This is a genomic window from Nonomuraea indica, assembly GCF_002850745.1.
Taxonomy (GTDB): domain Bacteria; phylum Actinomycetota; class Actinomycetes; order Streptosporangiales; family Streptosporangiaceae; genus Nonomuraea; species Nonomuraea indica.
This window is the reverse complement of record NZ_KZ559469.1, coordinates 599,651-615,960: the sequence shown is the minus strand read 5'-3', so window position 1 is coordinate 615,960 and position 16,310 is coordinate 599,651. Positions and strand designations below refer to the sequence as shown.

At 71.7% G+C, this 16,310-nt stretch carries 21 protein-coding genes; 9 read left to right on the top strand and 12 right to left on the bottom strand.

Annotation, left to right across the window (positions count from 1 at the left end; translation table 11 throughout):
* Positions 1–15: 15 nt before the first annotated feature.
* On the bottom strand, positions 16–879 hold the full coding sequence (locus CXR44_RS14555) for a metallophosphoesterase (RefSeq protein WP_101786535.1): 864 nt from the start codon (positions 877–879) through the stop codon (positions 16–18).
* 89 nt (positions 880–968) lie between these two features.
* Here CXR44_RS14555 and CXR44_RS14550 point away from each other — a divergent pair, with 89 nt between their 5' ends.
* Positions 969–1,424 carry a GatB/YqeY domain-containing protein gene (locus CXR44_RS14550; protein ID WP_101786619.1) on the top strand — a complete coding sequence of 152 codons (456 nt, stop codon included), beginning with the start codon at positions 969–971 and terminating at the stop codon, positions 1,422–1,424.
* Between the two features lie 200 nt (positions 1,425–1,624).
* Here the strand turns inward: CXR44_RS14550 and CXR44_RS14545 are convergent, their stop codons facing one another.
* A complete protein-coding gene (locus CXR44_RS14545; protein ID WP_342748545.1) occupies positions 1,625–3,835 on the bottom strand; it encodes a transglycosylase domain-containing protein in 2,211 nt (736 codons plus the stop codon).
* A gap of 278 nt (positions 3,836–4,113) precedes the next feature.
* Between CXR44_RS14545 and CXR44_RS14540 the strand changes: the two genes are divergently transcribed.
* The gene (locus CXR44_RS14540) at positions 4,114–4,410 is read left to right on the top strand and encodes a WhiB family transcriptional regulator (protein ID WP_036326687.1); all 297 of its coding nucleotides are present in this window, start codon (positions 4,114–4,116) and stop codon (positions 4,408–4,410) included.
* Positions 4,411–4,450: 40 nt separating this feature from the next.
* Here the strand turns inward: CXR44_RS14540 and bagB are convergent, their stop codons facing one another.
* Both bagB and bagA read right to left on the bottom strand, forming a co-directional pair.
* Positions 4,451–5,578: an ATPase BagB gene (gene bagB / locus CXR44_RS14535; RefSeq protein WP_101786533.1), complete on the bottom strand. Its 1,128-nt coding sequence runs from the start codon at positions 5,576–5,578 to the stop codon at positions 4,451–4,453.
* Positions 5,575–6,576, bottom strand: coding sequence for an ATPase BagA (bagA, locus tag CXR44_RS14530; RefSeq protein ID WP_180903398.1), 1,002 nt, complete (start codon positions 6,574–6,576; stop codon positions 5,575–5,577). The genes bagB and bagA overlap by 4 nt, the downstream gene beginning before the upstream one ends.
* Before the next feature lie 77 nt (positions 6,577–6,653).
* On the opposite strand from bagA, the gene sp36 reads away from it, so the two are divergent.
* The 4 genes from sp36 to CXR44_RS14515 are packed head-to-tail and all read left to right on the top strand — an operon-like array spanning position 6,654 to position 8,896.
* Entirely contained in the window at positions 6,654–6,809 is a 156-nt protein-coding gene (gene sp36 / locus CXR44_RS40900) for a Sp36 family protein (protein ID WP_165959776.1), read from the top strand.
* A complete protein-coding gene (locus tag CXR44_RS14525) occupies positions 6,806–7,264 on the top strand; it encodes a RidA family protein (RefSeq protein ID WP_101786531.1) in 459 nt (152 codons plus the stop codon). Before sp36 ends, CXR44_RS14525 begins: the two co-directional genes overlap by 4 nt.
* Positions 7,265–7,292: 28 nt before the next feature.
* Positions 7,293–8,108 carry an NUDIX hydrolase gene (locus tag CXR44_RS14520; RefSeq protein ID WP_101786530.1) on the top strand — a complete coding sequence of 272 codons (816 nt, stop codon included), beginning with the start codon at positions 7,293–7,295 and terminating at the stop codon, positions 8,106–8,108.
* A complete protein-coding gene (locus CXR44_RS14515) occupies positions 8,105–8,896 on the top strand; it encodes an MBL fold metallo-hydrolase (protein WP_101786529.1) in 792 nt (263 codons plus the stop codon). Before CXR44_RS14520 ends, CXR44_RS14515 begins: the two co-directional genes overlap by 4 nt.
* A 9-nt stretch (positions 8,897–8,905) precedes the next feature.
* Here the strand turns inward: CXR44_RS14515 and CXR44_RS14510 are convergent, their stop codons facing one another.
* Positions 8,906–9,586: a Crp/Fnr family transcriptional regulator gene (locus CXR44_RS14510; RefSeq protein ID WP_101786528.1), complete on the bottom strand. Its 681-nt coding sequence runs from the start codon at positions 9,584–9,586 to the stop codon at positions 8,906–8,908.
* 62 nt (positions 9,587–9,648) lie between these two features.
* Here CXR44_RS14510 and nth point away from each other — a divergent pair, with 62 nt between their 5' ends.
* On the top strand, positions 9,649–10,350 hold the full coding sequence (gene nth, locus CXR44_RS14505) for an endonuclease III (protein WP_101786527.1): 702 nt from the start codon (positions 9,649–9,651) through the stop codon (positions 10,348–10,350).
* A 148-nt stretch (positions 10,351–10,498) separates the two neighbouring features.
* Positions 10,499–11,035: an NUDIX hydrolase gene (locus CXR44_RS14500; RefSeq protein WP_425437418.1), complete on the top strand. Its 537-nt coding sequence runs from the start codon at positions 10,499–10,501 to the stop codon at positions 11,033–11,035.
* Here the strand turns inward: CXR44_RS14500 and CXR44_RS14495 are convergent.
* Positions 11,032–11,559 (bottom strand): HEAT repeat domain-containing protein, encoded by a 528-nt coding sequence (locus tag CXR44_RS14495; RefSeq protein WP_101786526.1) that lies wholly within the window; start codon positions 11,557–11,559, stop codon positions 11,032–11,034. The two genes, CXR44_RS14500 and CXR44_RS14495, sit on opposite strands and share 4 nt — an antisense overlap.
* A gap of 82 nt (positions 11,560–11,641) precedes the next feature.
* On the opposite strand from CXR44_RS14495, the gene CXR44_RS14490 reads away from it, so the two are divergent.
* Entirely contained in the window at positions 11,642–12,832 is a 1,191-nt protein-coding gene (locus CXR44_RS14490) for a MarP family serine protease (protein ID WP_101786525.1), read from the top strand.
* Here CXR44_RS14490 and CXR44_RS14485 read toward each other — a convergent pair.
* From CXR44_RS14485 to CXR44_RS14460, 6 genes are all read right to left on the bottom strand, one after another.
* The gene (locus CXR44_RS14485; protein WP_219601793.1) at positions 12,829–13,740 is read right to left on the bottom strand and encodes a hypothetical protein; all 912 of its coding nucleotides are present in this window, start codon (positions 13,738–13,740) and stop codon (positions 12,829–12,831) included. The two genes, CXR44_RS14490 and CXR44_RS14485, sit on opposite strands and share 4 nt — an antisense overlap.
* A complete protein-coding gene (locus CXR44_RS14480; protein ID WP_101786523.1) occupies positions 13,740–14,060 on the bottom strand; it encodes a hypothetical protein in 321 nt (106 codons plus the stop codon). The genes CXR44_RS14485 and CXR44_RS14480 overlap by 1 nt, the downstream gene beginning before the upstream one ends.
* Before the next feature lie 4 nt (positions 14,061–14,064).
* Positions 14,065–14,295, bottom strand: a complete 231-nt coding sequence (locus tag CXR44_RS14475) for a hypothetical protein (RefSeq protein ID WP_101786522.1) — start codon at positions 14,293–14,295, stop codon at positions 14,065–14,067.
* Positions 14,296–14,364: 69 nt separating this feature from the next.
* Positions 14,365–14,826, bottom strand: coding sequence for a DUF309 domain-containing protein (locus CXR44_RS14470; RefSeq protein ID WP_101786521.1), 462 nt, complete (start codon positions 14,824–14,826; stop codon positions 14,365–14,367).
* A 66-nt stretch (positions 14,827–14,892) separates the two neighbouring features.
* Positions 14,893–15,813: an alpha/beta fold hydrolase gene (locus tag CXR44_RS14465; RefSeq protein ID WP_101786520.1), complete on the bottom strand. Its 921-nt coding sequence runs from the start codon at positions 15,811–15,813 to the stop codon at positions 14,893–14,895.
* On the bottom strand, positions 15,803–16,243 hold the full coding sequence (locus tag CXR44_RS14460) for a phage holin family protein (protein ID WP_101786519.1): 441 nt from the start codon (positions 16,241–16,243) through the stop codon (positions 15,803–15,805). Before CXR44_RS14460 ends, CXR44_RS14465 begins: the two co-directional genes overlap by 11 nt.
* Positions 16,244–16,310 lie beyond the last annotated feature (67 nt).

Sequence of the window (16,310 nt, the reverse complement as noted above, 5' to 3'; positions counted from 1 at the left end):
GCGTGCTCGTGACCGTCAGCGCCGCGGAACGAGGGTGAGCAGCGAAGCCTCGGGGAAACAGGCGAAGCGGGCCGGGGCGTACGGCGAGGTGCCGAGGCCGGCGGAGACGTGCAGCCAGGCCGAGTCGTGGCGGCTCAGGCCCTTGACGCGGGCCCGGTCGATGCCGCAGTTGGTGACCAGGGCGCCGTAGAAGGGGATGCAGAGCTGGCCGCCATGGGTGTGACCGGCGAGCAGGAGCTCGTAGCCGTCGGCCGCGAAGCGGGTCATGTTGCGCGGCTCCGGCGAGTGCATGACCCCGAGCCGCAGGTCGGCGTCGGCCGGGGCCGGGCCGGCCACCAGGTCGTAGCGGTCGCGGTCGATGTGGGAGTCGTGGATGCCGGCCACCGCCACGTCGAGGTCGCCGACCTTGATCCGGGCCGTGGTGTTGTTCATGTCGAGCCAGCCCTCGGCCGCCATGCCCGCGCCGAGCTCCTCCCAGGGCAGGGAGGGGACATGCTGGCGCCGGTCGTTCTTGGACGTGCGCCACAGGTAGCGGGCGGGGTTCTTCGGCTTGGGGGCGTAGAGGTCGTTGGAGCCGTAGACGAACAGGCCGGGGCGCGTGAGCAGCGGCTCCAGCGCGTGCAGCAGGGCGGGGACGGCCTCGGGGTGGGCGATGGAGTCGCCGGTGTTGACGACCAGGTCGGGCTCCAGCGAGCCGAGCGAGCGCACCCAGTTGATCAGCATGCTGCGGCGCGGCGTCAGGTGCAGGTCGGACAGGTGGAGGATGCGCACGGGGCGGCTGCCGCGCGGCAGGACCGGCACGTCGAACCGGCGCAGCTGGAACCAGTTGCGCTCGACGACCGAGGCGTAGCCGAGCCCGGCGAGACCCAGGCCCAGCATGGACAGTGGCAGTGCGACGGCTTTCCTCACGTACTCATGATGCCCGACCGTGGACACGGGCCGCCCGCCCAGACGGCAAGATGGACGGCATGAGCGCATTGAAGGACAAGCTGAAGGCCGATCTCACGGCCTCGCTGAAGAGCCGCGACGAGGTACGTCTGCGGACGATTCGGATGGCCCTGGCCGCGGTGAACGTCGAGGAGGTCGCCGGCAAGGAGGCCAGGGAGCTCTCCGACGACGAGGTCGTGAAGGTGCTGACCAAGGAGGCCAAGAAGCGGCGCGAGGCCGCCGAGGCGTTCCGCGGCGCCGGCCGCACCGAGCAGGCCGAGGCGGAGCTGGCCGAGCAGGCCGTCCTGGAGGAGTACCTGCCGGCCCAGCTCTCCGACGAGGAGCTGGAGAAGCTGGTGGACGAGGCCGTCGCCGAGACGGGCGCCTCGGGCCCGCAGGCGATGGGCCAGGTGATGAAGGTGGTCAACCCGAAGGTCGCCGGGCGCGCCGAGGGTGGCCGGGTGGCGGCGGCCGTCCGCGCCCGCCTGTCGAGCTGAGCCGGTTCGAGCGCCATCGAGCCGAAGCCGGTTCGAGCCGAGCCGAACCGGTTCCGGCCGAGCCGGTTCGAGCGCCGTGGAGGGGCTCGGCCGGTGGCGTCTCGACGCAAGGAGGCCTCCGCCGAGTGGGCGGAGGCCTCTCCTGGTGTCTCGCGGCCGGCCGGCGGCGACCCGCGCGGCCGGGCACGGCTCCCGGCCGGTCAGCCGCGGCGGTTACCCGGGTTGTCCTGGCCGGTCCTCTCGCGACGGTTGTCGTTGTTGCCCGGCCGGTCGAACGGGTCGTCGAACTGGTCGAGCTGGTCCACCAGCTCGGGCTCGCCGCCGTCCTCCCTCGGCTCCTCCTGCTTCCGCTTGGGCGCGCAGCCCGAGCCGCAGCCGCCGAAGCGCGACTGGTCGACGGGCGTGAACTCGGCCGCCTCGACGCCCTTGAGCGCCCCGATCATGGAGTCCTTCCAGATGCGGCCGGAGATCGACGCGCCGTACACGTAGCCGTAGTAGCGCCCGCCGATCGTCACGCCGATCAGCTTGTGGCTGAACGCGCCACGCGGGTCACCCAGGCTGACCGCGCTGGCCAGGTTGGGCGTGTAGCCGGCGAACCAGGCCGCCGTGTAGTCGTCGGTGGTGCCGGTCTTGCCCGCGGCGTCCCGGCCGATGCCGCCGACCTCCTGCATCGTGCCCTTGGTGAACACGCCGGACAGGATGGCGCTGACCGCGTCGGCGACCTCGGGGTCCATGGCCTTCTCGCACTGCGGCTTGAACTGCTTGACCTTGCCGTCGCGGTCGGTGTACTGGGTGATCGCCATCGGCTTGCAGTACTGGCCGCGGGAGGCGAAGACGGCGTAGGAGTTGGCCACGGTGACCGGGTCGACCTCGTTGATGCCGAGCGTGAAGGTCTCGTACTCGCCGAGCGGCTTGCCGTCGGCCCGCTTGACGCCGAGCCGCTTGGTCAGCTCGACGACCTTGCACAGGCCGACCCGCTCCTCCAGCTTCATGAAGAACGTGTTGACCGAGCCCCAAGTGCCCGTCTGCAGGGTCTTGAAGCCGCCGCCGCCCTCACTGGAGTTGCGCACCGGATGCTTGGGGTCGCCGACCCGGTTGCCCTTGCAGTCGCGGAAGGCGCTGTAGCTGGGCGCGTAGTAGGTGGAGCCGGTCGAGAGGCCGTCGCCGAGCTTGAAGCCGTTCTCCAGCGCGGCCGCCAGGGTGTAGGCCTTGGCGGTCGAGCCCTGCTGGAAACCGACGCCGCCGCCGTGCTTGGCGTCGGCGACGATGTTGTAGCTCATCTCGTTCTTCTTCTTGCTGCGGCCGAACTCGCGGGATGCGGCCATCGCCTTGATCTCGCCGGTGCCCGGCACGACCATGGCCTGGGCGGCGACCGGCTTGTCCTTGGTGCTGACGTACTTCCTGATCGCCTTCTCGGCGGCCGCCTGCATCTTGGGCTCGATCGTGGTCTTGATGTCCAGGCCGCCGCGCTGCAGGAGCCTCAGACGTTCCTTCGGGGTCTTGCCGAAGCTCTCGTTGTTGAGGATCTCGTGCTGGACGTAGAGACAGAAGTACGGGTACTCGCTCTCCTCGCAGCCACCGCGGACCTCGGTGTCCTTCCAGCCGAGCTTCTTGGTCTTGGCCTCGGCCGCCTCCTGCGGAGTGATCTTGCCCAGCTCGGCCATCCGGTCGAGCACGGTGTTGCGCCGTTCGACCAGGGCCTGCTGGGCCTTGCGGCCGCGGTTGGGGTCGGTGCGGTCGGGGTTCTGCACGGCTCCGGCGAGGGTGGCGGCCTGGACGAGGTTGAGCTCGGAGGCCGGCTTGCCGAAGAAGCGCTTGGCCGCGGCCTGGATGCCGTGGGCGCCGGCGCCGAAGTAGGCGATGTTGAGGTACTTCTCCAGGATCTGGTCCTTGGAGTACTTGTCCTCGACCGCCATCGCGTGGCGCAGCTCCTGGAGCTTGCGGGCGACCGTGGGCGCCTGCGCCGCCTGCACCTGCTCGGGCGTCTCGGCGGCGTTGATCAGCACCTGCTTGACGTACTGCTGAGTGATCGACGAGCCGCCCTGCGCCACGCCGCCGGAGGTCATGTTCTTGACCAGGGCGCGGGCCGTGCCCTCGATGTCGATCGGGCCGTGCTCGTAGAAGCGGAAGTCCTCGATCGAGATCAGCGCCGTGCGCATGATGGGCGCGACCTTGTCGAGCGGCACCGACTCGCGGTTCTCGTAGTAGAACCGCGCGATCTGCTTGCCGTTGGCGTCGCGCAGGAGGGTGCGCTCGGAGAGCGGGGGCTCCTCCAGCGGTTGCGGCTTCAGGTTGAGCTGTTCCATGCCGCTCTTGGCGGCGACGCCGGCGCCGCCGACGGCGGGCAGCGCCACGGCAGCCGTGAGGACGCCTGCGGCCGCTCCGGCGGCGATCAGACGCACGACGTTCACGAACGGAGAGGAACGATCTTTACCCTGAGCTTGCACAGCACCAAGGGTACGTCGAAAGAGTGGTCTTATCGGTAACTGGGCCCCATTTCTCCTTGACTGGTAGGGGTGACTAGTCATTCCCGGTCAACACTGGCGCGAGAAATTGGTCCTCTGGGGTCTGTCGGCCCGAACGTCTCGTTGCGTACGTTCTCCCTGCGGCAACTGAATACGGAGGCTCGGCGCCCGCGCCCGTCGGCCCCAAATGACGACTGACCACCTAAGGGGAGTGGGGTCGAAAAATGTGGATCACGGATTGGACCTCCCGTGCCGCCTGTCGAGGTGCGGACCCGGACGCACTGTTCGTCCAGGGGGCCGCTCAGAACAGGGCAAAGCTGATCTGCCGAGGATGCCCGGTCCGTACCGAATGCCTCGCCGATGCGCTGGACAACCGCATCGAGTTCGGGGTGTGGGGCGGTATGACCGAACGCGAGCGTCGGGCGCTGCTGAGGCGGCGGCCGGACGTGGACTCGTGGCGCGACCTGCTCGAGTCCGCCAAGGAAGAGTACGAACGCACCAATGAGCTGATTGCGGGCTGACGGGCCCGCGAGTACGGCCGGCGTACCCCGCCGGCCGTACTCATGCGCTCGCCAGGAGTTCTCCGATCCGGCGCAGACCCGTCAGGTCGTGGACGTCCTCGGACATGGCGCGGACCTGGACGACCGGGACCGTCGGGTGCGCGGAGACGAAGTGCTCCCGTTCCCGGTGCTCGCGAGCCGCGAGCTGCATCCTGCCGGTGTGTAGCCGCAGCACGGCAGCGGTCAGCTCGTGCTCGCCCCGCGACTCCAGGTCCTCGGCCGCGGCGGCGCTCCGGGCCGCGGACAGCCTCGGCGCGGGTGATTCGTGCACCCGGTTGACGACCAGGCCCGCGAGGGGCATGCGCTCCTCGGCCAGCCGTTCGACGAAGTAGGACGCCTCGCGCATCGCGTCACGTTCGGGCACGGCCACGACGACGAACGCGGTGCCGGGCGCCTGCAACAACTTGTACGTCATCTCGGCGCGCTGCCTGAACCCGCCGAAGACGGCGTCCAGCGCGGAGACGAACGTCTGCAGGTCCTTGAGCACCTGCGCGCCGAGTAGCTTCGTCATCGCGCCCGCCACCAGTCCGAACCCCGCGTTGAGCAGCCGGAACGCGCTGCGCCCGCCCGCCTTGGCCGGAGCGGTCAGCAGGCGGATGAACTTGCCGTCGAGGAACCTGCCGAGCCGTTCGGGCGCGTCGAGGAAGTCGAGCGCCGAGCGTGACGGCGGCGTGTCCACCACGATCAGGTCCCACTCGTCGGAACGGCGGAGCTGGCCGAGCTTCTCCATGGCCATGTACTCCTGCGTGCCGGCGAAGCTGGACGACAGGGACTGGTAGAAGGGGTTCGACAGGATCTGCCGGGCCCGCTCGGGGTCGGCGTGCGCTTCGATGATCTCGTCGAACGTGCGCTTCATGTCGAGCATCATGGCGAAGAGCTGGCCGCCGCTCTCGTGCGAGCTGACCAGGCGCGGCGTGTTGTCCAGCTCGGTCAGGCCCATCGACTGCGCCAGGCGCCTGGCCGGGTCCACCGTCAGCACCACCGTGGACCTGCCTCGCTCGGCGGCGCGCAGGCCGAGCGCCGCGGCCGTCGTGGTCTTGCCCACGCCGCCGGCGCCGCAGCAGACGATGATGCGGGTGCCCTTGTCGTCGATGATCGCGTCGAGGTCGAGGCGGGCGGGCTCTTTCACGCTGCTCCCTGGGTGCGGATGCTCTCGGCCAGCTCGTACAGGCCGGCCAGGTCGACGCCGTCGGCCAGCAGCGGCAGCTCGTAGCGCGGCAGCGCGGCCTGCTCCAGCGCCTCGCGCTCGCCGTGCTCGACCTCGGCCCGGTGGGCGTGCTCGACGACCTCCTCGGCCAGCGCCTCGGCCACCGCGGCGGCGTCCGCCCCGTCGGCCAGCCCGGCCGCCTTGAGCCCGAGCGCCAGCTCCGCCACGTCGAAACGGCCCTTGACAGCCAAGTCAAGAGCGGCCCGCGGGAGCTGCGACTCGCGCACCATGTTGATGAAGACGCCACCGGCCGGCAGGCCCGCCTCGTGCAATTCGGCGATGCCGTCGAGCGTTTCCTGAACCGGCATCTCCTCCAGCACCGTGACGAAGTGGACCGCCGTCTCGGGCGACTTCACCACGCCGCTCACCAGGTCGGAATGGTGCTTGATCGGCCCGACCTTGGCCAGGCCCGCCACCTCCTGGGTGACGTTGAGGAAGCGCGTGATGCGGCCGGTCGGCGGGGCGTCGAGCACGACCGCGTCGTAGACCCGCCTGCCGCTCTTGTCGCGCCGGCGCACGGCCTCGGTCGTCTTGCCCGTGACGAGCACGTCGCGGAAGCCGGGGGCGACGGTGGTGGCGAAGTCGACGACGCCCATCTTGGTCAGCGCCCGGCCGGCACGGCGCATCCCGTAGAACATCTCCATGTACTCGAGCATGGCCTCCTCGGGATCGACGGCCAGCGCGTAGACGTCGCCCCCGGACGGCGCCACGGCGATCTTGCGCTCCTCGTACGGCAGCGGCGGCAGATCGAAGATCTGGGCGATGCCCTGCCGGCCCTCGACCTCCACCAGCAGCACCTTGCGGCCGCCCGAGGCGAGCGCGAGGGCGAGGGCGGCGGCCACCGTGGTCTTGCCGGTGCCGCCCTTGCCGGTGACGACGTGCAACCGCACGCCGTCCCAATCGGTGTCCCGAGACTCCACGTTTCGAGGCTACCGAACGGTCATTTGCGGCAGGCCCACACCTGCCCTTTGACATTGCTCACACTACGCTGAGCCCCATGAAGAAATGGGAGTACCTCACGGCGCCCGTGCTGATCCACAACACCAAGATGATCCTCGACAACTTCGGCGCCGACGGCTGGGAGCTGGTCCAGATCCTGCAGGGCGCCACGCCCGAGCAGCTGGTCGCCTACTTCAAGAGGGAGAAGCAGTGACGCCCGAGCAGAAGCTCGCCGACCTCGGCCTTACCCTGCCCGAGGTGGTGCCGCCGCTGGCCGCCTACGTGCCGGCCGTGCGCACCGGCGACCTCGTCTACACCTCCGGCCAGGTCCCCATGGTGGAGGGCAAGCTGGCGCGCACCGGCAAGCTGGGCGCGGAGCTGACCGCCGACGAGGGCATGGAGATGGCCCGCATCTGCGCGCTGAACGCGCTGGCGGCGCTGAAGTCGGAGGTCGGCGACCTCGGACGGATCGTCCGGATCGTCAAGGCGGTCGTGTTCGTCGCCAGCACCCCCGACTTCACCGGGCATCCGCAGGTCGCCAACGGCGCCAGCGAGCTGCTGGGCGAGGTGTTCGGCGAGGCGGGCAGGCACGCGCGCAGCGCGGTCGGCGTGGCCGCCCTGCCGCTGGACGCCCCGGTCGAGGTGGAGCTCATCGTCGAGGTGTCCTGACCGGTTCCGATCCGCAAACGGAGGTCATGTGACTGGTCTTCCGCTCCCCGGCGAGCTCGGGGAGCACGCGAGGCGGGTCCTCGACGGCAGGGCCCAGCCGGTTCCCGCGCGTGACGCCGCCACGGTGGTGATCCTCCGCGCGGGGCCGGCCGGGGGGACGCAGGTCTACCTGCTGCGGCGCAGGGCCACCATGGCCTTCGCCGCGGGCGCCTACGTCTTTCCCGGCGGCTCGGTGGACCCCCGCGACGCCGACCAGGCCGTGGCCTGGGCCGGCCCGTCGCCGGCCGAGTGGGGCCGGGTCCTCCGCGCCGACGAGGCGGTCGCCCGCGGGCTGGTGTGCGCGGCCGTGCGGGAGACGTTCGAGGAGAGCGGCGTGCTGCTCGCCGGGCCGGACACCGGCTCGGTCGTCGCCGACACCACCGGAGACGACTGGGAGGCCGACCGGATCGCGCTCGTCGACCGGAGTCTGGCCTTCGCCGACTTCCTGGCCCGCCGCGGGCTGGTGCTCCGGTCCGACCTGCTCAAGCCGTGGGCCCACTGGATCACCCCCGAGATCGAGACGAGGCGCTTCGACACGAGGTTCTTCGTCGCGATGCTGCCCGAGGGGCAGCGCACCCGCGACGTCGGCGGCGAGGCCGACCATGTCGTCTGGCGCCGGCCCGCCGAGGCGCTGGAGCTGGCCCGGGCGGGCTCGATCTTCCTCATGCCGCCCACGTACCGGACGCTGTCGGAGCTGGCCGGCTACGACGACGCCGGCGCCGTGCTGGCGGCCCGGCGGGAGATCGTCACGACGATGCCGGCGGTCGTGGAGGTCGACGGCGAGCTGCGGCTGGTGATCCCGTGAGCGGCCTGCGCATCCCGGCCGGGGGCGGGCCCGACGGCGCGGGCACCGCGCACGCCGAGAACGTCCTGGCCCCCAACCCGTCGCCGATGACCCTCGACGGCACCAACACCTGGATCATCGGCACCCGAGACGCCGTCGTCGTCGATCCGGGACCCGACGACGAGCGTCACCTGCGCAGGCTGGCCGGCCATCTCGAAGGCCGGCGCGTCACCCACATCCTGCTCACCCACGGCCACCACGACCACAGCGGCGGCGCCCGGCGCTTCGCCGAGCTGGTCGGCGCGCCCGTGCGGGCGCTCGATCCGCGTCACCGGCTGGGCGAGGAGGGGCTGGACGACGGCGACGTGGTGACCGTCGACGGCATCGAGATCCACGTGCACGCCACGCCGGGGCACTCGTTCGACTCGCTGTGCTTCTGGCTGCCGGCCGACCGCGCCATGCTGACCGGCGACACCGTGCTCGGCCGGGGGACCACGATGATCGCCCCCGACGGCCACCTGGCCGACTACCTGCGCAGCCTCGACCGGTTGCGGAGCATGGCCGAGAGCCTGGCGGCCGTGGCGCTGCTGCCGGGCCACGGGCCGCTGCTGCCCGACCCGATCGGCACGCTCGACGGCTACCTCGCCCACCGGCGCGAGCGGCTCGACCAGATCAGGGCGGCTCTGCGGCAGGGCGCGCGCACGCCCCGGGAGATCGTGCGGATCGTGTACGCGGACGTGGACGAGACCCTCTGGCCCGCGGCCGAGATGTCGGTGCGGGCCCAGCTGGACTACCTGGCCGAGCCGTAGCGGGCCCGGCTACCTGGAGCGGTTGTAGAGCCGGTCCATGTCGAGGATCACCACGGCCTTGGCCTCGATGCGCAGCCAGCCACGCTGCGCGAAGTCGGCCAGGGCCTTGTTGACCGTCTCGCGGGAGGCGCCGACGAGCTGCGCCAGCTCTTCCTGGGTGAGGTCGTGGTGGACGCGCATGCCGTCCTCGGTCTTGGTGCCGAACCGCTCGGCCAGGTCGAGCAACTGCTTGGCGACCCGGCCGGGAACGTCGGTGAAGACGAGGTCGGCCAGCACGTCGTTGGTGCGGCGCAGCCGCTGGGCGAGCGCGCGCAGCAGGTGCAGCGCCACCTCGGGGCGGCCGGTCAGCCAGGGGCGCAGGTCGTCGTGGCCGAGCCCGGCCAGCCGGACGTCGGTCAGCGCGGTCGCCGAGGCCGTGCGCGGCCGGGGGTCGAAGAGCGACAGCTCCCCGAACATCTCGCTCGGGCCGAGGACGCTGAGCAGGTTCTCGCGGCCGTCGGGGGACTGGCGCGAAAGCTTGATCTTGCCTTCCAGCACGACGTAGAGCCGGTCGCCCGTCTCGTTCTCGTGGAAGAGCGTCTGTCCCTTGGCCAGTTGCACCTCCGTGATGCTCGTGCGCAGCGCCGCGGCGCTCTCGCGGTCGAGCGCGGCGAACAGGGGGGCCTTGCCCAGGACATCGTCGGTGTTCACTCTGCCTCCTCTGCTGCCATTGTGACGCACCGCACTTCAGGCGGCGCACTTAGGCTAGGGGAATGCCCCAAGAGTCAAGGCTCGCCCTCGTGCGTCGCGCACGCCGGATGAATCGCATCCTGGCGGAAACCTATCCCGACGCCCACTGCGAGCTCGACTTCGGTACCCCCCTCGAGCTCCTCGTCGCGACCATCCTGTCGGCACAGTGCACGGACAAGCGGGTCAACATGGTGACCCCTGTCCTGTTCGCGAAGTATCCCACCGTGGAGGACTACGCCGCCGCCGACCCTCGCGAGATGGAAGAGATCATCCGCTCGACCGGGTTCTTCCGGGCCAAGACCAACAGCATCATCGGCATGGCGCGGGCCGTGTCCGAACGGCACGGCGGCGAGGTGCCCGGCAGGCTGAAGGACCTGGTCACCCTGCCCGGCGTGGGCCGCAAGACCGCCAACGTCGTGCTCGGCAACGCCTTCGGCGTGCCGGGGCTCACCGTCGACACCCACTTCCAGCGCCTGGTGCGGCGCTTCGGCTGGACCGACGAGACCGACCCGGTCAAGATCGAGCACCTCGTGGGCGAGCTGATCCCCAAGCGCGAGTGGACGGTCTTCTCCCACCGGGTCATCTGGCACGGCCGCCGCATCTGCATCGCGCGCAAGCCCGCCTGCGGCGCCTGCCCGCTCGCCGCCCTGTGCCCCTCCTACGGCACGGGCCCCACCGATCCCGCCGAGGCCGCCAAGCTGGTGAGATCGGGTCCTTTCTCGTGACCGGGAAGCCATGGCCGGGCCCGCGCGTTGCAGATGGCGTGATCGTGGTGCCCGACTGGCTCGACAGACTCGCGGCGCAGGCCGCACGCATCTCAGTCCCCCCGGTGCTGCGCCACCCGCCGGCCGCGGCCGGGAGGCGGCGGTGCTGATGCTGTTCGGAGAGGGGCCGCTCGGGCCCGACGTGCTGCTCATCCAGCGCAGCACGCGCGGGCGCAGGCACGCCGGTCAGCCCGCCTTCCCCGGCGGCGGCGTGGACCCCGGCGACGGCGGCCCGGTCGGGGCGGCGCTGCGGGAGGCCGCCGAGGAGACCGGCCTCGACCCCGCCGGGGTGACCGTGCTGTCCGCGCTGCCCGAGCTCTACCTCCACCACAGCGACAACCGGGTGACCCCCGTCGTCGGCTGGTGGCACGAACCCTCCGCCGTGCACGCGGCCTCACCCGACGAGGTCGACTCCGTCGAACGGGTGCCCGTCTCCGAGCTGGTCGACCCGGTCAACCGGTTCACGCTGCGCCATCCCGCCGGGTTCGCCGGGCCCGCGTTCCGGGTGCGGGGGATGCTGGTGTGGGGGTTCACGGCGATGCTGCTCGACCAGGTGCTGCGCGAGGGCGGGCTGGACCTGCCCTGGGACCCGAGCCGGGAGGAGGACATGCCGCCCGACGTGCTCGACCTGGCGGCGCGCGGCTAGCTCGGCTCCAGATGGCCGCCCGTGGACAGGGCGAGGCCGAGCGCGGCCCAGTCGGCCACGTCGGCGTCGCTGTCGGCCGCCAGCCTGCGCAGCGCCTCCAGTCCCGCCCGGTCCGGCGGGGCGCCGAGCACGTGCTGCAGCGCGTACGCCGCCCCGTACCTCACCCGGGCGTCCTCGTGCGCGGCCAGGTCGATCACCGACGGCAGCGCCCGCGGGTCGCCGAGGTGGCCGAAGGCGATGAGCACCGAATAGAGCACCATCGCGTCCCGCTCACTGGCCGCGAGGTAGCGCAGGACGGGCAGCGTGCGGTCCACGAACGCCGCGAGCATGCCCATGATGTCGACGCCCAGCAGGCGTTCCTCCACGGAGTCGGCCGCGCACAGCCGCCTCGCCTCGATGAAGGTCTCCAGGTCGCCGCGCTCGCGCAGCAGCGAGATCATCTGCCACCGCACCGGCCCGTCGGGATCGGTGTCGGCCAGGGCGGCCTCGACGAGACGGCGCACTGATCCCTCGGCTGGCGGCATACGGCCCAAGGTAGCCAGCGGGGTGACGCCGTCCTGGCCGAAGACGTGCACACTTGACCCTATCGCTGGTTACCTTTGAAGCGTGCGCGGTGATCTGCTCGACCTCATCCTGATCGGCCTCGTGATCGCCTTCGGCATCTCGGGCTACCGGCAGGGGTTCATCATCGGGGTCATGAGCTTCGTGGGGTTCGTCGGCGGGGCCGTGCTGGGCGTGTTCATCGCGCCGCCCATCTCCAAGGCCGTGGTCGACGGGGACACCCCGCAGTCGCTGCTCGCCATCGTGATCGTCTTCCTGGCGGCGACGATCGGCCAGTTCGCCTCCTCGACCATCGGCGCCGTCGTCCGCAGCCACGTGACCTGGGAGCCGGCCAAGGTCGCCGACGCCGTGGGCGGCACGTTCGCCAGCGCGCTGTCGGTGCTGGTGATCGCCTGGCTGATCGGGTCGCTGGTCGTCTCGACCTCGCTCACGCCGCTGGTCGAGCAGGTGAAGAACTCCATGCTGCTGACCACGGTCGACGAGGCCGTCCCGCAGGCCGCGCGCGACTGGCAGACGCCGTTCAAGAAGTTCATCGACCGCTCGGAGTTCCCGCCCGTCTTCGACGCCATCGGCGCCGGCACGCTCATCGACGTGCAGCCGGCGCCGCGCAGCATCCTGCAGGGCGCCAAGCTGGGCCGCGCGCAGCGCGCCATCGTCAAGGTGCAGGGCAACGCCCAGAGCTGCAACAAGCACATCGAGGGCACCGGCTTCGTCTACGCCCGCGAGCGGATCATGACCAACGCGCACGTGGTGGCGGGCGTGACGCGCGACCTGCAGGTCATCGACTCCCGCAACAGGCGCCACAAGGCCACGGTCGTCCGCTACAACCCGCAGCGCGACATCGCCGTCCTCTACGTCCCGGGGCTCGACCTGCCGCAGCTCACCTTCCAGCACGACGGCGAGAAGGGCGACAACGCGATCGTCGCCGGCTTCCCCAAGGGGCAGGGCTTCACCGCCGAGCCGGCCCGCATCAGCAGCCGGCTCGACGCCGAGGGACCCGACATCTACCGCAGCACCAACGTCAGCCGCCAGGTGTACGCCATCCGCGGCAAGGTGCTGCCCGGCAACTCCGGCGGGCCGCTCCTCACCGTCGACGGCCGCGTCTACGGGGTGATCTTCGCGGCGGCGATCAGCAAGGAGGAGACCGGCTACGTGCTCACCGCCGCCGAGGTCAGGCCCGACGCCGACCAGGGCCGCACCGACACCTCCCCGGCCAGCACCCAGGGCTGCGACTAGCGGCGCCGCCCTCGGAGGCTGAGGTCGACGGCCGCGCGGACGACCACGCGGTCCTTCTCCTTCTCCTCCTCCGACAGCTCCCGGTAGGGCAGCCGCTGCTCCGGAGGGGCCCACGCGCCGTTGCGGTCCAGCCAGGCGATGTGCACCTGCTCGCTGGCCTCCTCCATGAACTCGACGCTCGTCAGGTCGGCTCCGCGCCTGCGCCCGTCGTCCACCAGCCGGACGCCCACGGCCGCCGAGTCCCTGTTCTCCTTCTGCCAGTCGGCGGGCAGGTCGCGGTAGCGGGTGTTGGCGATGTCGACCTCGTCGGTGCCGTGGCGCCGGATCCAGGCCGGGTCCTTGGTCGTCTTGAGCCGCGGTTCGTAGCCGCCTCCGGGCAGCCAGCGCGGAGCCCGCCAGATCTCGTGCAGGCGCGCGGCCACCGTGTCGATCCGGCGGGCCCGCCGCGTCCTGAGCAGGGCCGCGAAGAGGCGCCCGACCCGGCTCAGGGCCTCGCGGAGCATGGTCAGAACGCGCCGGGCCAGGGCGCTGACGCGGGGCAGCAGGTGGGGCGCGAAGGCGACGGCGGCGACGGCGGCCACAGCGGCGCCCGCGAGCAGCGTGCCGATCCACTCGACGAGGTGCTGGGAGATGACCAGCCCGGCGGCCGCCACCGTGAAGCGGTCGGCCAGATCGGCGCTCTGGTGCGGCGGGCCGCCATCGCCTGTCAGGTAGGCGTGCGCCGCGTCCGCCGCCGGCCCCCGGTTCGCGCCCGCCAGCCGGATGGCGGGGCCGCTGTCCTGCAGCAGCAGCCGATGGTGGCGCGCGGCCCCGCCGAGCACGGCGGCGTGCTCGGAGAGCAGGGCGGTGTCAGGCAGGGGAGGGATGCCGAGAATGCCGAGGCCCGTGACGACCACCGGGTCGCTCATCAGGCCCATGCCCGGCCCTCCCGCGCGGCCTCGACGCCCGCCTCGGCGGCGTGCTCCGCCATCGTGTTGATCTCGGCCATGACGACCTGGCCGTCGCCGGAACGGCGCAGGTGCTCGCCGAGCCGGTCGCAGTCCTCCAGCAGAGCGCGCCTGAACTCGAGATAGGGCACCGCGAACTCCTCGTAGGGGAGTGGGCTCGCCTCGGTCCAGCCGCTCCGAAGGGCGGCGCCGAAGGCGGCGTACTCGTCCGCCAGCATCCCGAAGCGGCGCCCGGCGGCGTGCCGGCCGCCCGCGTCGATCGTCACCTCGTTGGGCTCCACCGGCCTACCTGCTTTCGCGTCGGGGCAGCGTCTCGTCCAGTGCCGGCATCAGGCGGTCGACGCCGCGAACGGCCTGGAGCTCCATCTCGTCCGGTCGCACGCGTGCGGCGAGGTCGTACGAGCCGTGCCGCGGCACGCGGGGGTCGAGGCGCGGAGTCTCCGGCAGTCCCTCGTCATCGACCGTCGCGACCACCAGTTCGCCGGCCGACGCGGGGGAGGAGCACCGCCGAGGCATGTGACACCTCCCGGCCTGTCCGATCATGGTCGCTCCGCAGGATACGCGAAGCGTGATCGTCGCCGCAGGCTAGCCCGGAAGCTCCTTCAGGATCAGCTCGACGGCCTGTCCGGGGTCGGCGTCGGGGCCCAGCGCCGAGGCCGCCCGGCCCACACCGTCGTACGGGCCGCCGTACGCCTGCACGCGGGCGGCGCCCCGGCTGAAGAGGGTCAGCGCGCCGCGCCCGTTGCCGCGCTGCAGGTGCGTCAGGCCGACGCAGATCTGCGCGAGGCCCTGCCACAGCTCCCGCTCGTCCTCGGGGGCGCACTTCCAGCGGCCCTCGAACACCTCGTGGGCGTTGAACGGCAGTCCCTCGCCGAGGAAGCGGCGGCCGTCGGCCAGCGCCTGCTCGGTCGTGGGGGCGTAGTCGTCGGGGACGCGGGGCATGCCCGGCGAGCCGTACGGCAGCGGCCTGCCGTAGGCGTCGCGGGGCCTGGCGTTGCGCGGCCTGCCCTCGGGATCGCGGTCTCTCGTCGGCTCTGAGGCGCTCATCGGTTGGGCTCGTGGTCTCTCGTCGGCTCGGGAACGCTCATCGGCCGGTTCGTCGGCTCGAGGCGCTCATCGGTCGGGTTCGGGGTCGGCCAGCCAGCCGATCAGCTCGGCGTCGAACGTGGCGGCCTGCTCCTCGTGCGGGAAGTGGCCGGCGCCTTCGAGCAGTTTCCACCGGTACGGGGCCGCCACGTAGCGGCTCGACCCCTGGGCGGTGCGCGGCAGGATGCAGGTGTCGAGCGCGCCGTGCAGGTGCAGGGTCGGCGCCTGGATCTCGGTGCGCATCACCCGGGCGTAGCGCGCCCCGTCCGGCCGGAGCTGGGAGCGGCCGAGCCAGCGGTGATACTCCAGCGCGCAGTGGGCGACGGTGGGGATGCGGAACGCCTCCTGGTAGACGCGCGCCGTCTCGGCGTCGGGCCAGCTCGGGCCGGACCACTGGTCGAGCAGCCTGCCGACCATCGCGCCGCCCTTGCGGGTCAGCCGGTGCTCGGGCAGCCACGGAAGCTGGAATCCCAGCCGGTGGACGCTGGTCCTGAGCTGGCCGAACAGGTCGGTGCGCAGGGCGCTGCGCAGCCGTACGGGATGGGGGGCGGAGACCGTGACCAGGCGGCGCACGCACTTGGCGTCGAGCACCGCCATCGTCCAGGCCAGCAGCCCGCCCCAGTCGTGGCCGACCACGATCGCCCCGCTCTCGCCGAGCGCGCGGATCAGCCCGCTGGCGTCGGCCGCCAGCGTGGGCAGGTCGTAGCCGCGCGGCGGCTTGTCGCTGCCGCCGTAGCCGCGCAGGTCGACCGCGACCGCCCGGTAGCCGGCCGCGGGCAGCGACTCCAGCTGGTGCCGCCAGGTCCACCAGAACTGCGGGAACCCGTGCAGCAGCAGGACCAGCGGGCCCTCCCCGGCCTCCACGACGTGGAAGCGGGTGCCACCCGCGTGCACCTGCCGGTGCCGCCACGGGCCATCGATCTGGACGACCGACTCGTCAGGCGCCATCACGGCCCACCGGCTCCCGGTGCCGCCCCACCACGCCCGCTCCGGGCTGCTCCGGTGTGGCGATCTCCTTGAGTCCCTTGATCGACCGGGTGGTACGGCGCATGCCGGCCAGACCCTTGAGCCTGCGGATCCCGACGAGGACGAGCACGCCCGCGATCACCAGGTAGAAGACGGTCACGATGAGGAAGGCGGCCCAGGTGGGCAGCCACTGGGCCAGCACGTAGGCGAAGGAGAAGGAGGCGAGGATCAGGCACAGGTGCGCCATGAACGCGGCGGCGGCGAACAGCCCGCCGGCCGTGCCCACCCGCTTGGCGTCGAACCTGAACTCGGCCTTGGCGAGCTCGATCTCCGAGCGGACCAGGGTCGAGATCTGATCGGTCGCCTGCGCGACCAGTGAGCCCAGAGATTCTTCCTCGGGAGTCTGCGGCATGAACGTCTCCTATCGAGGCCCGGTGGCCCTGTCAAACATCATCCTGCGCATTCGCGCCGAATGCGTA

Coding starts and splice junctions, on each gene's coding strand:
- CXR44_RS14555 (WP_101786535.1), bottom strand. CDS start 879: ATGCTGGGCCTGGGTCTCGCCGGGCTCGGCTACGCCTCGGTCGTCGAG.
- CXR44_RS14550 (WP_101786619.1), top strand. CDS start 969: ATGAGCGCATTGAAGGACAAGCTGAAGGCCGATCTCACGGCCTCGCTG.
- CXR44_RS14540 (WP_036326687.1), top strand. CDS start 4,114: ATGTGGATCACGGATTGGACCTCCCGTGCCGCCTGTCGAGGTGCGGAC.
- sp36 (WP_165959776.1), top strand. CDS start 6,654: ATGAAGAAATGGGAGTACCTCACGGCGCCCGTGCTGATCCACAACACC.
- nth (WP_101786527.1), top strand. CDS start 9,649: ATGCCCCAAGAGTCAAGGCTCGCCCTCGTGCGTCGCGCACGCCGGATG.
- CXR44_RS14500 (WP_425437418.1), top strand. CDS start 10,499: ATGCTGTTCGGAGAGGGGCCGCTCGGGCCCGACGTGCTGCTCATCCAG.
- CXR44_RS14495 (WP_101786526.1), bottom strand. CDS start 11,559: ATGCCGCCAGCCGAGGGATCAGTGCGCCGTCTCGTCGAGGCCGCCCTG.
- CXR44_RS14485 (WP_219601793.1), bottom strand. CDS start 13,740: ATGAGCGACCCGGTGGTCGTCACGGGCCTCGGCATTCTCGGCATCCCT.
- CXR44_RS14475 (WP_101786522.1), bottom strand. CDS start 14,295: ATGCCTCGGCGGTGCTCCTCCCCCGCGTCGGCCGGCGAACTGGTGGTC.
- CXR44_RS14470 (WP_101786521.1), bottom strand. CDS start 14,826: ATGAGCGCCTCAGAGCCGACGAGAGACCGCGATCCCGAGGGCAGGCCG.
- CXR44_RS14465 (WP_101786520.1), bottom strand. CDS start 15,813: ATGGCGCCTGACGAGTCGGTCGTCCAGATCGATGGCCCGTGGCGGCAC.
- CXR44_RS14460 (WP_101786519.1), bottom strand. CDS start 16,243: ATGCCGCAGACTCCCGAGGAAGAATCTCTGGGCTCACTGGTCGCGCAG.